The organism is Pseudomonas sp. JE3303 (assembly GCF_056312565.1).
In genome coordinates, this window is record NZ_JBWGIF010000010.1 from 214,051 (window position 1) to 229,568 (window position 15,518).

The 15,518-nt window shown below is 63.6% G+C and carries 11 protein-coding genes; 3 read left to right on the forward strand and 8 right to left on the reverse strand.

Annotation, left to right across the window (positions count from 1 at the left end):
* The first annotated feature begins 194 nt into the window (after nucleotides 1–194).
* The gene (locus tag AC0ZZU_RS16160; protein ID WP_476342032.1) at nucleotides 195–1,766 is read left to right on the forward strand and encodes a TerC family protein; all 1,572 of its coding nucleotides are present in this window, start codon (nucleotides 195–197) and stop codon (nucleotides 1,764–1,766) included.
* Here the strand turns inward: AC0ZZU_RS16160 and rarD are convergent.
* Complete coding sequence (rarD, locus tag AC0ZZU_RS16165; protein ID WP_476342033.1) at nucleotides 1,729–2,616, reverse strand: EamA family transporter RarD; 888 nt, start codon at nucleotides 2,614–2,616, stop codon at nucleotides 1,729–1,731. The two genes, AC0ZZU_RS16160 and rarD, sit on opposite strands and share 38 nt — an antisense overlap.
* Before the next feature lie 49 nt (nucleotides 2,617–2,665).
* On the reverse strand, nucleotides 2,666–4,237 hold the full coding sequence (locus AC0ZZU_RS16170) for an EAL domain-containing protein (protein ID WP_476342034.1): 1,572 nt from the start codon (nucleotides 4,235–4,237) through the stop codon (nucleotides 2,666–2,668).
* Nucleotides 4,238–4,542: 305 nt separating this feature from the next.
* On the opposite strand from AC0ZZU_RS16170, the gene hppD reads away from it, so the two are divergent.
* Nucleotides 4,543–5,619, forward strand: coding sequence for a 4-hydroxyphenylpyruvate dioxygenase (gene hppD / locus AC0ZZU_RS16175; protein ID WP_476342036.1), 1,077 nt, complete (start codon nucleotides 4,543–4,545; stop codon nucleotides 5,617–5,619).
* Nucleotides 5,620–5,632: 13 nt separating this feature from the next.
* On the opposite strand, the gene AC0ZZU_RS16180 is transcribed toward hppD, so the two are convergent.
* Nucleotides 5,633–6,448 carry a CSS-motif domain-containing protein gene (locus tag AC0ZZU_RS16180; protein WP_476342037.1) on the reverse strand — a complete coding sequence of 272 codons (816 nt, stop codon included), beginning with the start codon at nucleotides 6,446–6,448 and terminating at the stop codon, nucleotides 5,633–5,635.
* Between the two features lie 114 nt (nucleotides 6,449–6,562).
* Nucleotides 6,563–7,273: a type 1 glutamine amidotransferase domain-containing protein gene (locus AC0ZZU_RS16185; protein ID WP_476342038.1), complete on the reverse strand. Its 711-nt coding sequence runs from the start codon at nucleotides 7,271–7,273 to the stop codon at nucleotides 6,563–6,565.
* 144 nt (nucleotides 7,274–7,417) lie between these two features.
* On the opposite strand from AC0ZZU_RS16185, the gene AC0ZZU_RS16190 reads away from it, so the two are divergent.
* Entirely contained in the window at nucleotides 7,418–7,870 is a 453-nt protein-coding gene (locus AC0ZZU_RS16190) for a nucleoside deaminase (RefSeq protein WP_476342039.1), read from the forward strand.
* Here AC0ZZU_RS16190 and AC0ZZU_RS16195 read toward each other — a convergent pair.
* From AC0ZZU_RS16195 to AC0ZZU_RS16210, 4 genes are all read right to left on the reverse strand, one after another.
* Nucleotides 7,867–9,519: an ATP-binding protein gene (locus tag AC0ZZU_RS16195; RefSeq protein WP_476342040.1), complete on the reverse strand. Its 1,653-nt coding sequence runs from the start codon at nucleotides 9,517–9,519 to the stop codon at nucleotides 7,867–7,869. The two genes, AC0ZZU_RS16190 and AC0ZZU_RS16195, sit on opposite strands and share 4 nt — an antisense overlap.
* A 109-nt stretch (nucleotides 9,520–9,628) precedes the next feature.
* Entirely contained in the window at nucleotides 9,629–10,684 is a 1,056-nt protein-coding gene (locus AC0ZZU_RS16200) for a tetratricopeptide repeat protein (protein WP_476342041.1), read from the reverse strand.
* A gap of 241 nt (nucleotides 10,685–10,925) precedes the next feature.
* Nucleotides 10,926–12,341 carry an efflux transporter outer membrane subunit gene (locus AC0ZZU_RS16205; RefSeq protein WP_476342042.1) on the reverse strand — a complete coding sequence of 472 codons (1,416 nt, stop codon included), beginning with the start codon at nucleotides 12,339–12,341 and terminating at the stop codon, nucleotides 10,926–10,928.
* On the reverse strand, nucleotides 12,338–15,517 hold the full coding sequence (locus tag AC0ZZU_RS16210) for an efflux RND transporter permease subunit (RefSeq protein ID WP_158458367.1): 3,180 nt from the start codon (nucleotides 15,515–15,517) through the stop codon (nucleotides 12,338–12,340). Before AC0ZZU_RS16210 ends, AC0ZZU_RS16205 begins: the two co-directional genes overlap by 4 nt.
* Nucleotide 15,518 lies beyond the last annotated feature (1 nt).

Below are 15,518 nucleotides of genomic sequence, written 5' to 3' on the forward strand. Positions count from 1 at the left end.
GAGAAACCCAGGAGCATCTTGTTACAGGTTTTGTAATAATTTTCATCTGTAAGAAAAACCTGCTTCGATTGTAGGATCTCAATCCCAAACTTATATCAGGTAGACATGAGCACCTTCTCGGAGCCCCCCAGTAGCTGGCCGTCCCGGTCATCCTCTCCGCGTTCTTCTAACGCCCCCCGCATGAGTACCCGCCCATGGAATGGCTAGCCGACCCCACGGCCTGGCTGGGCCTTGCCACGCTGATCGTGCTCGAACTGGTGCTGGGTATCGACAACCTGGTGTTCATCGCCATCCTCGCCGACAAGCTTCCACCGCATCAGCGCGACCGCGCGCGGGTGATTGGCCTGACGATGGCGATGGTCATGCGCCTGGGCCTGCTGGCCAGTATCTCGTGGATGGTCACGCTGACGGCGCCGCTGTTCGAGGTGTTCGACAAGAGCTTCTCTGGCCGTGACCTGATCATGCTGTTCGGTGGTGTGTTCCTGCTGTTCAAGGCCACCATGGAGCTGCACGAACGACTGGAAGGCCATGTGGCCCAGGCCAGCGGCCCGGTGCGCCATTCGGCGTTCTGGCCGATCGTCGCGCAGATCGTCGTGCTCGATGCGGTGTTCTCGCTGGATGCGGTGATCACGGCCGTGGGCATGGTCGAGCACCTGTCGGTGATGATGATCGCGGTGGTCTTCTCGATGGGCATCATGATCGTCGCCAGCAAGCCGCTGACGCGCTTCGTCAACGCTCACCCGACAGTGATCATGCTGTGTCTGGGCTTCCTGATGATGATCGGCTTCAGCCTGACCGCCGAGGGCCTGGGCTTCCACATCCCGAAAGGCTACCTGTACGCGGCGATCGGTTTCTCGATCATGATCGAGCTGTTCAACCAGCTGGCCCGCGCCCGTCGCAAGCGCAGCGTGCAACAGCATCGTCCGCTGCGCGAACGTACCGCGCATGCCGTGCTGCGCCTGCTGGGTGGCCGGCGGGTCGAGGCTGACGAGGTAGGCGAGGAAATTGCCGACATGGTCGAGGGCAGCGAGGAGCACGTGCTGTTCGACCGTCGTGAGCGGGTGATGATCAGTGGTGTGCTGAACCTGGCCGAGCGGCCGATCCGTACGGTGATGACGGTGCGGACTGAAGTCGATGCCATCGAGCTCGCCCAGGGCGCCGAAGACATCGCCCAGGCGCTGCTGAACTCGCCGTACTCACGGCTGCCATTGATTCGCGGCGGCCGGATCGACGAGCCGGTGGGCTTTGTACACAAGAAGGAGCTGCTGCACGAGCTGCTGGCCGGTCACACGCCGGACCTCGAGAACATCGCCAAGGCGCCGTTGAACCTGCTGGAGAGTTTCAGCATCCTCAACGCGCTGGAGCAGATGCGCGCTCAGTCGACGCACATCGCCTTCGTGGTCAACGAGTTTGGCGACTTCACCGGCCTGCTGACCATGACCGACATTCTCGAGTCTATTGCCGGTGAGCTGCCCGACGCCAGCGAGGTGGAAGGTCCCGGCATCGTCAAGGACGCCGACGGCTTCGTGGTCAGCGGTGCCCTCAATCTCAGCCAGGTGCAGGCACAGACTGGTTTCGCCGCCCGTGCCACAGACGACTACCAGACCCTCGCGGGCCTGGTGATGAGTCTGCTGGACCGCCTGCCGGTGGTCGGTGACCACCTGTCGTGGAACGGCTGGGACATGACCGTGGTGGCGGTGGAGGAGCGCCGGGTACGCCAGGTGCGGCTTAAACCGCTCGACGATGCTGGCGCAGCAGGTGCTTGAACCCTTCGAGGATCAGCACCAGAACAGCGGCCCAGATGGGCAGATAGGTCAGCCACTGGTCGCGACTGATGGTCTCGCCCAGTAGCAGGGCCACGCCCACCAGCAGCACCGGTTCGACGTAGCTGAGCAGGCCGAACAGGCCGAACGGCAACAGGCGGCTGGCCAGCACGTAGCTGACCAGCGCCAGGGCGCTGATCACCCCAAGCAGCGGGATCAATCCGTACAGCGCGGGGTGGCCGGCCATGTCAGCGGCCGACAGCGGGCCGCTGATGACGAAATAGAGGGCTGGCGGCAGCAACAGGAACATGTCGCTCCACAGCCCGCCCAGGTTGTCGTTGCGGCACTTGCGCCGCAGCACGAAGTAGATCGGGTAACCCGTGGCGACCACCACGGTTTCCCAGGCAAAGCTGCCGTGCTGGTAGAACTCGTGCCCGACCCCGCATGTGGCGCACAGCACCGCGACTTTCTGCAGGTAGGACAAGCGTTCGCCGTATACCAGCCTGGCGGTCAGCACCATGGTCAACGGCAGCAGGAAATAGCCCAGCGACACTTCCAGGCTGCGCCCATGCAATGGCGCCCACAGGAACAGCCACAGCTGGACCCCCAGCAGCCACGACGTGCCTGCCATGCCCAGCAGCAACACGGGGTTTTCCCGCACCCGGCGCAGCAGCCTGCCCACCAGCGGCCAATCCTTGCTCAACAGCATGAACATCGTCAGGCAGGGCAGGGTCAGCAAGATACGCCAACCGAAGATTTCCTCGCCGTCCAGTGGTGACAGCAGGGAGGTATAGAAGTACATCACGGCGAACAGACAAGACGCCGCGACTGATGAAAGAATGCCTTTTGACACGTATGCCTCGGTTGCAGGGATTGGGCGGAGCGATCAACCGCGCATGATCTCAGGCGCGTGCCCCCTGCGGCAACCTCGAACTGCCGGGCTGTCCCGCCAGCGCCTTCAACAGCGCCTCGTAGGTCATTGGCCGGGCAAACAGGTAACCCTGCTGAAAGTCCACGCCATGACGCGCGAGGTAATCGCGCTGGACCCCTGTTTCCACTCCTTCGGCGACAATGCCCAGCCCAAGCTTGGTCGACAGCTCGATGATGCTGTCCAGAATGTGCTGGGACAGGGCATCGCTGCCGATCATGGCGACGAAGCTCTGGTCGATCTTGAGGTAGTCGATCTTGAACTGGCGCAGGTAGTTGAGGCTTGACTGGCCTGTGCCAAAGTCGTCCAGGGCGATCATCACGCCCAGGGCATGCAGCTTTTCGAACAGCTCGAGGGTGATGGGCGTCGCTTCGATCAGCTTGCGCTCCGTCAACTCCAGGGTCAGCACCACGCGACCTGGTGGGAAGTGCTCGAGAAAGCTCTGGCAGTCGTCGAGCAGCTCCAGGTCGCGGCAATGGTCGGCGGTGATGTTGATGCCGATGTGAAAGCCGTCATCGAGCAACGCAGCGTAGGGCGCGATCGCTTCGGCGGTACGCTGCATCAATGCGCGGGTCATGGCGACTATGTGGCCACTGTGCTCGGCATAGGGGATGAACAGGTCGGGGCGCACCAGGCCCTCGCGTGGATGTTGCCAGCGCATCAGCACCTCCACCCCGGACCAGCGATAGTCGCCCTTGCGCACCACGGGCTGGAAGTACGGCAGGAACTCCCCAGCTTCCAGTGCCCGTTGCAGCTCGGCCCGTGGCGACTGCGCCCGGCGGATCTGCCAGCGGCATGCCAGCCCGGCCAGCACCCCGAACACCAGCAGCAGACCGAGCAGCGCCGGGTATTGGCTGCGCATGAGCTCGCCCGGCTTGCCGGCCTCGAAGCCGCCGACCACGGTGAACGGGTAGCGCACCGACGCCAGGGCAATGGCCGCCGCGGCCGAGGAGGGTGCCGCGCCGTCGTGCACCTGACCGTTTTTGTCCATCCAGTGGTGACCCACCTGCAGGCGCAGCTCGCTGGCCGGGCCGATCAGGCGCAGTGCAGTGAGCAAATGGTCACCGTGGACCGCGGCTAGCGCGCCGCGACTGTCCTGGCTTGCCCGGTAGACCAGCAATGCACTGCCGGGGGTGACCAGGTTGCCCTCCATCAGCCACAGCAGGCCACCGGTGTAGTCCGCGGCGTTGACCGCTTCGTCGTAGTCGCCGAACAGCGAGCTGCAATAGAGCCTGTCGTTGTTGAACAGGGCGGTGGAGCGCACGAACGAGTTGCGCGTCACCTGCTCGCGCAGCGCCAGGGTGACCTCGCCGCAGGAGCGGCCGGCCAACGGCATCAGCGCAGCCGCGGCGCCAGAGACGTTGTCAAGGATGCGCTCGACCTGTGTCACTACCTGCTGGGCGGTCACGCGGCTGGCCTCCTGAAGATCGCGCTCAGATTGCCAGCGCGCCACGGCCAGCCCGCAGATCAGTGGGAGCACGCCAACGCACCAGGGCAACAGGGAGGGCCAGCTCCAGCGCGACGGGCGTTTTACCGTGAGAGGCATGCTGGCTACCCTTGTAGGAGGAATCGTGGCCAGAGGATATCCGTTCGTCGTACGCAATGGGTGAACTACACTGCGACAAACTGATTTACGCACTGTAGAATCGGGTTACGAATACAACAATAAGGTTCTCCAGGCCCTGGAGAAACCAACCGCCGAGACTGGGTCCTATGAAATGCCTTGGGTTCAAGCTGATCTACGGTGACTACCTTGCACGCAGCGTGCGGGGAATCCCCTGTGCACCCCCTGTGTCCCGCATCGATAGCAAACGTTGACCGTTTATTACTGCTTTTGATGAGGACACCTACATGGCTGATATCTACGAAAACCCGATGGGCCTGACCGGCTTCGAATTCATCGAGTTCGCTTCGCCGACCCCCGGCGTGCTGGAGCCGATCTTCCAGATCATGGGCTTCACCAAGGTCGCTACCCACCGTTCCAAGGATGTGCACCTGTACCGCCAGGGCGCGATCAACCTGATCCTGAACAACGAACCCAAGAGTATTGCCTCCTACTTTGCCGCTGAGCATGGTCCATCCGTCTGCGGCATGGCGTTTCGCGTGCGCAACGCCCATGAAGCCTACGCCCGTGCGCTGGAACTGGGTGCCCAGCCGGTCGAAATCGAAACAGGCCCGATGGAGCTGCGCCTGCCAGCGATCAAGGGCATCGGCGGCGCGCCGCTGTACCTGATCGACCGTTACGAGGAAGGCAGCTCGATCTATGACATCGACTTCAACTACCTGGAAGGCGTCGAGCGCCATCCCCAGGGCGCCGGGCTCAAGATCATCGATCACCTGACCCACAACGTCTATCGCGGGCGCATGGCCTACTGGGCCGGCTTCTACGAGAAGCTGTTCAACTTCCGCGAGATCCGTTACTTCGATATCAAGGGCGAGTACACCGGCCTGACGTCCAAGGCCATGACCGCACCCGACGGCATGATCCGTATCCCGCTGAACGAGGAGTCGTCCAAGGGTGCCGGGCAGATCGAAGAATTCCTGATGCAGTTCAATGGCGAAGGCATCCAGCACGTGGCGTTTCTCACCGATGACCTGGTCGACACCTGGGACCGGCTCAAGGCACTGGGCATGCGCTTCATGACCGCACCTCCCGATACCTACTATGAAATGCTCGAAGGCCGCCTTCCAGGTCATGGGGAGCCGGTTGACCAGCTTCAGGCCCGCGGAATCCTGCTCGATGGCGCGGCTGACTCGGGCGACAAGCGTCTGCTGCTGCAGATTTTCTCGGAAACCCTGATGGGCCCGGTGTTCTTCGAGTTCATCCAGCGCAAGGGTGATGACGGCTTCGGCGAGGGCAACTTCAAGGCCCTGTTCGAATCGATCGAGCGAGACCAGGTGCGCCGAGGCGTCCTGAGCGTCGAGTAAGCCGCGCGGCCGGTCAGTCCCGCGCCTCTGCAGGGGCGGCTGACCGGCGCCGTGGGGCTTGCCGGAACATGCCCCAATGGGCGATCCCGCTCGTCAGGATACCGACCAGAATCAGCGATGGCAGGGTCATGATGATCCACTGCTTCATCTCGCTTCGCGAGTGCCCGAGCGGGTAGCCAGCCTGTACCGAATAACCGAACTGCTCCGAGATGGCCCGCGCCCGGTGCTCGCGCTGATCAGGCAGCAGAGCGTCGGCTTCGCTGTGTTGCGGCCAGAGGTAGTCTTGACCGAATTCGAGTCTCAGCAGGATGCCATTTTCGAACCCTTCCAGTTCACCGACCAGCGTGCGGGCGTCTGCCTGTGCGATTACCCCATTGGGTTGCTCAAGCAGCCAGTAATTCAGGATCGGCGCGTCGGAGCCTTTGCTGTAGCCGTGTTCAAGCCATAGCCGGTGTTTTGAAAACCGCTTGGACTCGATGGGCTGGGACTGCTCGCCATCGACCGAATCGCAATAACGCGTAGTGCCCCTGGTCAGTGCCAGCGCGCGCAGATTGGGAATGGCAGCCACATGGCTGCGCAGCTGCTGCGCGACCTCAAGACAAGGCTGGCCGGCAAGGTGCAGGTTTCGGCTGCTGCTTTCGTGCAGCATGCTGATCACCTGATCGACACGGTGCACCGCTTCGATGGCGGCAAACCTCGAGAACTCGTCCAGCTTCCTGTCGGCTTGCATCACCATGATCAGCATGCCACAGAGCACCGGTGCCAGGCCGATCGCTATGAGCAACACAAGGTCCAGCAGACTGCGGCCCGCGCAACATTTGAAAGACATGACTTTCCCTCGCCAGCATGAGCCCCCAGGGCGCCCGGCCGTGGGAGGAGAGACTCAAGCTTAAGCGGGGGTCGTCGGACATGGCTGTAGTCCGGGTAGACCTGTGCCCAGGATTCAGGACGATGCAGCGTCAGCCCTGTCGTTGCTGTCGAGGGTCTGCAGGACTTTTTGCGCCACCAACCGCGCGGAAGCCGGATTCTGGCCGGTGACCAGCCGTCCATCGGCCACGGCAAACGCCGCCCAGGGTTCCTCCGCCTTGCAATACAGCCCGCCGCGGGCAACCAGCTCGTTTTCCGTCAGGTAGGGCACCACCCTGTCGAGTTCGGCGAGCTTCTCCTCTATGTTGGAAAAGCCCGTCACCTCGCGGCCTCTGACCAGCAGGCTGTGATCGCTGAGCTTGATATTGAGCAGGCCCACCGCGCCATGGCATACCGCCGACACCACGCCGCCCTGTTCGAAAATCTGCCGTGCCAGCTCCTGCAGTGCGTGGTTGTCGGGGAAATCCCAGACCACGCCGTGCCCGCCGGTGTAATAGATGGCGCAGTAGTCGGCAGCCTTGACCTGGCCCGGGCTCAGGGTACCGCCCAGACGGTTCATGAATGTCTTGTCGGCATACCATTGCCAGTCGATATCGGCCGCCAGTTGCAGGCTATGGGGATCGACTGGCACGTAGCCTCCTTCCGGGCTCACGTAATCCACTGCATGCCCCGCCTTTTGAACCTCGTCGACGAAGTGCACCGCCTCGCCCAGCCACAGCCCCGTGGCACGCTTGATCGTCGGGTACTTGGCCGTGTTGGTCAGCACCACCAGGAATTTCTTGCTCATGACCAGACTCCCATGACTGTGATGGTCCCGCCAGCTTCGGGGCGCGGGCGAAAGCCTAATCAGCATAGTCGTCGGCTGACGCTCTGCCTTGCCAGGCTGACGGTATGCTAGCCTGCGGAAAACGGACCCAGGTCGAGGATCAAGATGGACAGGATTACCCCGGATCAATTCATGCAGGCTGCGATCGACGAGGCCCGCCTGGGCCTGGAGGAGGGCGGCATTCCTATCGGCTCGGTGCTGGTGCATGAGGGCCGCATCATCGGCCGTGGGCACAACCGGCGGGTGCAGTCGGGTAGCGCGATTCTGCACGGTGAGATGGACGCGCTGGAAAACGCCGGCCGGCAACCTGCCAGTGTCTATCAGGCGGCTACGCTCTACACCACCTTGTCTCCCTGCCCGATGTGCAGCGGCGCGATTCTGTTGTACGGAATTGGCAAGGTGATAGTGGGTGAAAACCAGACCTTCCTCGGTGAAGAGGCGCTGCTGAGATCGCGAGGGGTGGAGGTCACGGTCGTGCAATCGCACGATTGCCACACGCTGATGCAGGACTTCATCGAAGCCCAGCCGCAGCTGTGGAATGAAGACATCGGTCGCTAGCGAGGAGGCGTCGGGCTTGGCTTGGCCTCAGTATTGCGTGGGCTGCCGATGATCCGCGCAACTGTCTCCTGCAGCAGGCTCAGCTCGAACGGTTTGCAGATGAGTTGCATCCCAGGGTCGAGGAAGCCGGTACGGGCCATGGCGGTTTCGGCGAAACCGGTGATGAACAGGATCTGCAGGTTGGGCCGCAGCTTGCGCGCGATCTCTGCCAGTTGCCGGCCGTTCATCCCCGGCAGGCCGACGTCGCTGACCAGCAGCGCGATCGGGCGCGTCGAGCGCAGCATGGGCAATGCCTCGCTGGCATCGCTCGCCACCGAGCACTGGTAGCCTTCTTCGCTCAGCGCCTGGTAGACGATCTGCCGGACTTCGGGATCATCCTCGACGATCAGCACTTCGCAGCTTGCCGACGGATTGATGGTCTTGGCGACCGCGCTGGGTCGCGGAACCTCCCCATGGAAACGCGGCAGATAAAGATCCACGCGCGTGCCGCGGCCTATCTCGCTGTGCAAGATCACATGGCCGCGTGACTGCTTGCTGAAGCCATAGACCATGGACAGGCCCATGCCGATGCCCTGTCCGACCGGCTTGGTGGTGAAAAACGGCTCGAACGCGCGGTCGAGCGTACTTTGTGACATCCCCTGGCCGTCATCGGTGATGCTCAGGCGCAAGTATTCCCCGCTTGGCAGGCTGTGATCGGCGAAGGTGTCATGATCGATGTGCTGGTTGCTCGCGGTGATCTGCAGATGGCCGCCGTTGGGCATCGCCTCGCAAGCATTGTGCAAGAGGTTGTCCAGCGCTACCTGCAGCTGCGGGCCGTCGGCTTCGACATGCCAGAGGCCGGGTTCCATCTGTACATCCAGGCTGACCGGGGTATCGGGGGTCTCGGTCAGTTTCTGGCTCAGCAGCATCGCATTGAGGTCGATCGCTTCGCTTGCCAGGGATTGTCGGCTGGAGAAGGCAAGCAGTCGATGGGTAAGTCGCGCGGCGCGGCCGACGGCATCCCTGCCCAGACCCAACAATGGTTGCAGACCCTCGGTCTGACCACGATCCAGGCGCTTGCCGATCAATTCGAGGCTGCCACCGATGCTGGTGAGCAGGTTGTTGAAATCATGTGCGACGCCGCCTGCCAGTTGACCAATGGCCTCCATCTTGCGCGTTTGATGCAGTGCCTGGGCTTCGGCTTTCAGGCGTTGGTTTTGCTCGTGCAGCAACGTCTGCAAACGTGCTTCCTGGTCACGGGCCTGATACTGGCGACGGCGGGCACGCAGGGCGCTTTCGGCCAGGTGGACCAGCTGCTGGGGATCGAGCGGAGAATGCAGGCGAAACAGGTTGCCCAGGGCTGCAACAGAAGACTCGCCATCGGCGGTCGTTGCGGGTGTGGCCAGTGCCAGCAGCAATACAGGAACATCCGACCATCGCGGCTGCTGCCGGATGAAACGATGAACGGGAGTCTGGTCGTTGGCCGGAAGGCATTCGTGCGCGATGATCGCCACACCGACGCCTTCTGTCAGCAGTTGCTCGAACTGGAGAATGTCAGTCGCGTGAAGGCTCCCGATGCCTGCGCTCAGCAAATGCCGAGAGGTCTCGCCCCCCAGGGTTGCTGGTGCAAGGATCAGGGCGCGTTCGTCCAGCGACAACGAAACGGCCAAGGTGAATCTCCTGTGATCATGGGCACGCCATATGCACGTGCTTTGGCTACTGCCATGATCTCTGGACCACAGGGCGGATGCTGCGGTTCAACCCTGTTTCCCGAGTGCGCTAAAGCCCTTGCTGGACCAGCGGATCGTCCGGGTTCTGCTGCTCCAGCTGGGCCAGCAGCACCTGGACATTCTGCAGTTGCCCGCTCTCTTTCCAGTACTCGATCAGCAATACCCGCGCCTGACGATTGGCCGGTTGCTGGCCGAGCACGGTCTCAAGTTGCCGCTGCGCCGCATCCAGCTGGTCCAGGCCATGCAAGGCGATCGCCAGCGCCTGCCGGTAACCGATATTGTCCGGCTCCAGCTCGACCGCGCGCGAAAACGCCAGCAGGGCATATTCATCCTGGTCATGGCGGGTCAGCCACAGGCCCAGCTCATGTTGCAGGAAGGCAGAGTCAGGCTGCAGCGCCAGTGCCTTGGCCAGTACCTGGCGCGAGGCATCGTGGTGGCCCTGGCGTTCCAGCAGCAGCACCTGGGTAGACAGCGCGTCCAGGCTGTCAGGGGCTGTGCGCAGGCTTTGCTGCAAGGCCGCCGCCGCCTGCTCGAAGTCATCGTCATGCAGGTACAACCGCGCCAGGTGCAATTGCGCTGCGGCGTCGTCCGGCTGCAATTGCAGCGCCTGCCGGTACTGCTCCAGCGCGGTCTGCAACGTGCCTATATAGAGGCCGATATCATCCGGACCCAGGCCCAGCAAGGCATCGACCCCGGCAAAGCGTACCCCCTGATCCTTGTCCTCCAGCATCGGGCCCAGTACCAGGCTGCGCTGCGCTTCGGGCAGCATGCGCGCGATGCAGGCGATGGCTGCGCGGCGCACCATTGGGTCATCATGCTCGAGGTCCTGGCTGGCCAGCTTCAGCGCTGTGGGTGAGGGATAGTTGGGCAGTTCGGCGTAGAGCGCCGCGCGGCGAATGGGCGTCAGGTCGGAGCGTTGCAGTTGCTGGTACAACACCCTCGCGGCACCGGGCAAACCGTCATGGGCCTGGCGCAGCGCCTTGCCATAGCTGTAGCTCGGCACAGTCGATGTGGCGGGACTGTTGTCGTCGAGCAGATAGGCGAACACGCACAGCCCCACGATCAGCGACAGCAAGGCGATCAGGTAGAGGCGGCGTTTAGGCATGAGGGCTTCCGCGCAGGAGGGAAGGCAGAGCTTGGGACAGGTGGGTGGGAAATGCAAATGGGCCGAGGATGGCGAGCCAACAGTGACATAGCGCAACATGCTTATGCGCGCGTCGTCAGGAATGGGCTCCTACTGGACGGCGCCATTCCCAAGATTGGCGCAGTACCAAGGAGCGGCGGTTCGAGGTCCCGACTTGCCCGCGAAGCGCCGCGAGCGGCGCTTCAGGAATCAGGACGCGCCTTTAATGCACCGCAACCGCGTCAGCCTGCCAGCCACCCCCCAGCGCCTTGTAGATCTCCACAATCCCCCGATACAGCTCGACCTCACCCAGCGCCTGGGCATCCTCCGCACTCAGGCGTTCGCGCTCGGCATCGAGCAGCACGAGATAATCGACAGTGCCTTCGCGATAGCGCACCGACGCCAGGTCGGCCGCCTTGCGGCTGGCGTCGCTCTGGCGCATCAGCGCGAGCAGGCGCTGCTGGCGCTTGCCGTAGTCGCTGAATGCGTTGGCCGACTCTTCGAGCGCCAGCAACACTTGCTGCTCGTAGGTAGCCAGGGCGCCATCGGCATCCGCCTCGGCACCGCGCAGGCGGGCCCGGACGCTGCCGAGGTCGAAGGCGGCCCAGGTAATGCTCGGGCCGAGCGACCAGGCGTTGGCGGCGGACGAGCCCAGTTGCGATCCGCGCGCTGCGGTAAAGCCCAGGAAGCCGCTGAGGCTGACCCGAGGGAACAGGTCGGCGGTGGCCACGCCGACATTGGCAGTGGCGGCGGCCAGCTGGCGTTCGGCGCTGCGGATGTCAGGCCGGCGGCGCAGCAATTCCCCCGGATCGCCGATCGGCAGGGCCTTGGCGATTGCAGGCAACTGCGCTGGCGAAAGGTCGACTCCCAGGCTGTCTGGCCGCTGCCCCAGCAAGGTCGCGATGCGATGACGCGCTCGCGCCTGCTCGGCCTGCAACTGCGGCACGGTGGCTTCGACCGCCGCGAGGCGAGCGTCGGCGCGGACCACGTCCAGCTCGTTGCCGACGCCTGCGTCGCGCAGGGTCTCGGTGATGCGGCGCGAATCCTGCTGGGTCTTGAGGTTGGCCACGGCGATCTTTTCACGCAGTTGCGCACCACGCAGCTGGCCGTAGGCATCGACCAGCTCGGCGATCAGGCTGACCTGCAGCGCTTGCAGGTCGGCCTCGGCGGCGGCTTCCTGGGCTTCGCTCGCTTCCAGCTGGCGCTGGATACGGCCGAACAGGTCGAGCTCCCAGATCATGTCCAGCCCCAGGTCATAGCGTTCGCTGTTGACCCGGCGGTCGGTCTGGCCCGGCACCTGGCCCTTGCCGATGTCGCTGCTGGCGCGGCTGGTGACGGTCGGCAACGCATCATTGTCGACGTCCTCGCGGATCGAGCGGGCCGACTTGAGCCGGGCGAACGCCACGCGCAGGTCGCGGTTACCGGCCAGCGAGGCCTGCACCAGCTGGTTCAACACCGGATCTTCGAATTGACGCCACCAACTGCTCTCGAAGCGGCTGCGGTCATAGGCCTTGCTTGCCTGCCCAGTGGCCTCGATGGACGCCGGCGCGGTGTCTGGCGACTTATAGTCAGGGCCGACGGCGCAGGCCGCCAGGGCCAGTGCCAGCAGGCTTGGGGTCAAGGGTTTGAGCAGCTTCATGCGTGGGTCTCCAGCGCCAGCGCTGCGGCGGCCTTGCGGGCCTCGCGACGCTCCACGCGACGGCGGATCAGAACAAAGAACACAGGGGTCAGGAACAGCCCGAACACCGTCACACCGATCATGCCCGAGAACACCGCGACACCCATGGCATGGCGCATTTCGGCACCGGCACCGGAGGAGAACACCAGCGGCACCACGCCCATGATGAAGGCAATCGAGGTCATCAGGATCGGTCTCAGGCGCAGTCGGCAGGCTTCGAGCACCGCAGCCAGCGGGTCTAGCCCTTCGGCTTGCTTGTCCTTGGCGAACTCGACGATCAGGATCGCGTTCTTGCACGCCAGCCCCACCAGTACGATCAAGCCGATCTGGGTGAAGATGTTGTTGTCGCTGCCCGTCAGGATCACCCCGGTGATGGCCGAGAGCAGGGTCATCGGCACGATCAGGATCACCGCCAGCGGCAGGCTCCAGCTTTCGTACTGCGCGGCCAGCACCAGGAAGGCCAGCAGCACGCACAGCGGGAAGACGAACAGCGCGGTGTTGCCCGACAGGATCTGCTGGTAGGTCAGCTCGGTCCATTCGAACGTCATGCCGTTGGGCAGCTCCTGGCGCAGCAGCTTCTCGATCGCCTGTTCGGCCTGGCCAGAGCTGTAGCCCGGCGCGGCCGCACCATTGATCTCGGCGGTGATGAAGCCGTTGTAGTGCATGACCCGGTCAGGCCCAGAAGTGTCGCTGACCTTCAGGAAGGTCGCCAGCGGGATCATCTCGCCCCGATTGTTGCGCACCTTGAGCTGGCCGATCTGCTCGGCATCGAGACGGAACTGCTGCTCGGCCTGGACGTTGACCTGGTAGGTGCGGCCAAAGCGGTTGAAGTCGTTGGTGTACAGCGATCCCAGGTAGATCTGCAGGGTGTCGAAGATGTCGTTGATCGCCACGCCATGGGTCTTGGCCTTTTCACGGTCGATGGCGGCATCGACCTGGGGCACATTGACCTGGTAGCTGGTGAACAGCCCGGCCAGCTCTGGCACGTTCTGGCTCTTGGCGATGATGTTCTGGGTTTCCTTGTACAGTGCCTCGTAGCCCAGGTTGCCGCGGTCTTCGATCTGCAGGCGGAACCCGCCGATGGTGCCCAGGCCCTGTACCGGCGGCGGTGGGAAGATGGCGATGTAGGCGTCCTGGATATCGGCGAACTGCGCGTTGAGCGCGGCGGCGATGGCCTGGGCCGACTGGCTCGGGTCCTTGCGCTCGTCGAACGGCTTGAGCGGGGTGAACACGATGCCGCTGTTGGGGCTGTTGGTGAACCCATTGATCGACAGGCCCGGGAAGGCCACCGAGTCGGCAACGCCAGGTTGCTTGAGGGCAATCTCGCTCATCTTCTTGATCACCGCCTCGGTGCGGTCGAGGCTGGCGGCGTCAGGCAATTGGGCGAAGGCGACCAGGTACTGCTTGTCCTGTGCTGGCACGAAGCCGGTCGGCGTGGACGAGAAGCCCAGGTAGGTCAGGCCGATCAAGCCTGCATAGACGAACAAGGCAATGCCGCTGCCCCGGATGACCCGGCGCACGCCCCCCACATAGCCATGGCTGGCCCGGTCGAAGAAGCGGTTGAACGGCGCGAACAGCCAGCCGCCCAGCAAGCGCTCCAGCAACAGCGAGAAACGGTCCTTCGGTGCATGGTGTTCCTTGAGCAGTACCGCGGCCAGCGCGGGCGACAGGGTCAGCGAGTTGAACGCCGAGATCACGGTCGAGATGGCGATGGTCAGGGCGAACTGCTTGTAGAACTGACCCGTCAGGCCCGAGATGAACGCCGCCGGCACGAATACCGCGCACAGCACCAGGGCAGTAGCGACGATAGGCCCGGTGACCTCGCTCATGGCCTTTTGCGTGGCCTCGATGGGCTTGAGCCCGAGACCGATATTGCGCTCGACGTTTTCCACCACGACGATGGCGTCGTCCACCACGATCCCGATCGCCAGCACCAGCCCGAACAGCGACAGGGCGTTGAGCGAGAAGCCGAACAGGTGCATCACCGCAAAGGTGCCGATCAGCGACACCGGCACGGCCAGCAGCGGGATGATCGAGGCGCGCCAGGTCTGCAGGAACAGGATCACCACCAGCACAACCAGGATCAGCGCCTCGAACAGGGTATGCACCACGGCCTCGATCGAGCCACGCACGAATACCGTCGGGTCATAGACGATGCTGTAGTCCATGCCTTCGGGGAAAGACTTTTTCAACTCGGCCATTTTCGCCCGCACCTCGTCGGAGATGTCGATGGCGTTGGAGCCAGGGCGCTGGAAGATCGGGATGGCCACTGCCGGCTGGTTGTTCAGCAGCGAGCGCAGGGCGTATTGGCTGGAGCCCAGCTCGACCCGGGCGATGTCCTTGAGACGGGTGATCTCGCCGTCGGCGCCAGCGCGGATGATGATGTTCTCGAACTCTTCCTCGTTGACCAGGCGGCCCTGGGTATTGATCGACAGCTGGAAGCTGGTCGTGCCCGGCGCGGGTGGCGAGCCCAGCTGGCCGGCCGCTACCTGGCGGTTCTGCTCGCGAATGGCCGTCACCACGTCGCTGGCGGTGAGGTTGCGCGAGGCGGTCTTGTTCGGGTCGAGCCATACCCGCAGCGAGTAGTCGCCCATGCCGAACATCTGCACGTCCCCGACGCCGCCCAGGCGCGCCAGCTCATCCTTGATATTGAGGATGGCGTAGTTGGACAGGTAGAGCATGTCGTAGCGGTTATCCGGCGAGGTCAGGTGCACCACCATGGTCAGGTCGGGCGAGGCCTTGTCGACGGTGATACCGATACGCGTCACTTCCTCCGGCAGTTTGGGCTGGGTACGGGTGACGCGGTTCTGCACCTGCACCTGCGCATTGTCCAGGTCGGTGCCCAGGGCAAAGGTGATGGTCAGGGTCAGCTTGCCGTCGGCGGTGGACTGGGAGGACATGTAGAGCATGTTCTCGACCCCGGTGATGGCCTGCTCGAGTGGCGCGGCGACGGTCTCGCCGATGACCTTGGGGTTGGCCCCGGGGAAGTTGGCGCGTACCACCACGGTCGGTGGCACCACCTCCGGGTATTCGCTGATCGGCAGCTGGAACAGCGCGATACTGCCCGCGATCAGGGTCAACAGCGACAGCACGGCGGCGAAGATCGGCCGGGTGATGAAGAATTTTGAGAAATTCATG

Excerpts from the sequence above, each read along its gene's own strand:
- AC0ZZU_RS16190 (WP_476342039.1), top strand. The coding sequence starts at position 7,418 with ATGGACAGGATTACCCCGGATCAATTCATGCAGGCTGCGATCGACGAG.
- AC0ZZU_RS16170 (WP_476342034.1), bottom strand. The coding sequence starts at position 4,237 with ATGCCTCTCACGGTAAAACGCCCGTCGCGCTGGAGCTGGCCCTCCCTG.
- AC0ZZU_RS16180 (WP_476342037.1), bottom strand. The coding sequence starts at position 6,448 with ATGTCTTTCAAATGTTGCGCGGGCCGCAGTCTGCTGGACCTTGTGTTG.
- AC0ZZU_RS16200 (WP_476342041.1), bottom strand. The coding sequence starts at position 10,684 with ATGCCTAAACGCCGCCTCTACCTGATCGCCTTGCTGTCGCTGATCGTG.
- AC0ZZU_RS16210 (WP_158458367.1), bottom strand. The coding sequence starts at position 15,517 with ATGAATTTCTCAAAATTCTTCATCACCCGGCCGATCTTCGCCGCCGTG.
- AC0ZZU_RS16160 (WP_476342032.1), top strand. The coding sequence starts at position 195 with ATGGAATGGCTAGCCGACCCCACGGCCTGGCTGGGCCTTGCCACGCTG.
- AC0ZZU_RS16185 (WP_476342038.1), bottom strand. The coding sequence starts at position 7,273 with ATGAGCAAGAAATTCCTGGTGGTGCTGACCAACACGGCCAAGTACCCG.
- hppD (WP_476342036.1), top strand. The coding sequence starts at position 4,543 with ATGGCTGATATCTACGAAAACCCGATGGGCCTGACCGGCTTCGAATTC.
- AC0ZZU_RS16205 (WP_476342042.1), bottom strand. The coding sequence starts at position 12,341 with ATGAAGCTGCTCAAACCCTTGACCCCAAGCCTGCTGGCACTGGCCCTG.